The organism is Schnuerera sp., assembly GCF_035459645.1.
Taxonomy (GTDB): Bacteria; Bacillota; Clostridia; order Tissierellales; family Tepidimicrobiaceae; genus Schnuerera.
The window spans coordinates 1-1,940 of sequence record NZ_DATHXO010000168.1; the positions used below are offsets into that span (position 1 = coordinate 1).

Annotated in this window: 2 protein-coding genes; both read right to left on the minus strand. The window is 29.3% G+C overall.

Translation table 11 applies throughout. From position 1 onward, the window contains the following. Nucleotides 1-1,260, minus strand: a 1,260-nt coding sequence (locus VK998_RS04105) for a Kelch repeat-containing protein (RefSeq protein ID WP_325225792.1), incomplete at its 3' end; no start/stop codon positions are given. A gap of 4 nt (nucleotides 1,261-1,264) precedes the next feature. Continuing rightward, nucleotides 1,265-1,940, minus strand: a 676-nt coding sequence (locus tag VK998_RS04110) for a prepilin peptidase (RefSeq protein WP_325225795.1), incomplete at its 5' end; no start/stop codon positions are given.

Below are 1,940 nucleotides of genomic sequence, written 5' to 3' on the forward strand. Positions count from 1 at the left end.
AATGATATAATCTCCATATCCAGATACTTTTGAATAATTAAACCAGTAGTCTAAAGGGGCACCTTCGCCTTTAATAATTTCTTTCCTATCAAATACGTACCAATCTTTCCCATCATTAGATGTATAAATAGTTCCAGAATTTCCGACAGCTACAAATTTTTTCCCTGTCCAAACTAGATCATTCAATTCATAATTAATACCCATCATTGAGTTTTGCTGTATAGCTTTATACCAGTCAACACCATTTTCAGAATACATGAAAATAGGATTACTATTGTTTTCCTCATTGCCAACTATTACAAATACACCATTACTATCATTTGATTCTCCATAGGATATGGCATTGTAAATTCCTTCTAGATCATATCCTTTAAGTACTTTGCTTTCCCATTTATTGCTTGGTTCTTTATAATAAGTTACCTGACTTGGTTTATTTTTAGATATACCAACAATAGTATTATTTCCCTGGGCCAATCTATCTACTTTAAAACCTGCTTTAGGTTTATGGATATCTTTCCATTCTGTACTATCTAAATAATTTATTTTATCATTATTTGTATTAATTGCATAAAACTTGTCTTCTTCTTCAGAGTAAACGACATATCTAAATCCATTTCCTCCAGTTTTAAGTGATTTACTTTCATCGGTAGAAAATTTATAAATTAAAGTATCATCCTTATTGTTTCCCTTTCCACTCTCTCCACCTACTAAAACTAAAGTATCCCCCCCATCCCAAGCAAAAGCTCTTGGATCTGATATTATGATTTCATTACCATTTTCATCTTTAATTTCAAGTTTTCTAGGATTCTCAAAGTCTTTATCAAACTCATAGATAACCCCATCTTTATCCACCCCAAGTATTAAAACCTCGCCAAAATTTGAACTAAAAGTTAGCATTGCTTTAATGCTACTTTTGCTTTCATATCTTTTATTTTCATTAACTATCCCCGTTGAACTTAGTATAATTTTCTTATTATCATTATTAGCTTCTACAGATATAATTGATTTGCCTTCATTAGGAAATTCTATTTCAAAATCTTTCTTATCACCATCATTTATTTCCCTTATCACCTTTTCAATATTATTTATTACTAAATCAGCTCCTACTTTGGTTAAATAGTAGGCTTGACTATTATCTCTTGAAAATTGAGCTTGTCTACTAGCTGAATAACTTAATCTATATACACCAATTGATAGTATAGATAATACAATTATAATGAGTAATAAGGATATTAATATGCTTCCCTTTTGATTATTCATAAATTCACCTCAATAAGAAACTAACTAGGTACCAATTAATAATCTTATCCCCCCAAAACAAAGTAATTATACAGCCTAATATTATAAAAGGCCCGAAGGGGATAGGATCTTTTCTTTCTTTGATTTTAAATACTAATAAGAATATAGAAATTATTCCACCAACTAAAAAAGACAAGAATATATTTAGAAATATTTTAGGAACACCTAAAATAAAACCTAATACTCCAATAAGTTTAACATCTCCACCACCCATGCCACCTTTGGATACTATAAGTATGATTAAAAATATTAATCCACTTACCCCTAAACCTATTAAGCTATTTATAATGTTTAAAGGGACGCTATATAATAAAAGATTTAGTATTTTATAGACGATTGAGCCTAATAAGATAAATAAAACCATAGTATTTGGTATTATTTGATAATCTAAATCTATAAAGGTAATAATAATAAATAGGCTAAATAAAAAGGTATAGAATATGAAATCTAAATTAAATCCAAACTTAGAAAAAACCATAACAAAAATAGTTCCATTTAATAATTCCACAGTAGGATACCTTGGGGAGATTCTCTCCCCACAGCATCTACATTTCCCTTTGAGAAATAAAAAGCTAAGCACTGGTACTAAATCATACCATTTTAAAGGAGTGCTACAGTTTGGACAATAAGAACCAGGAAAA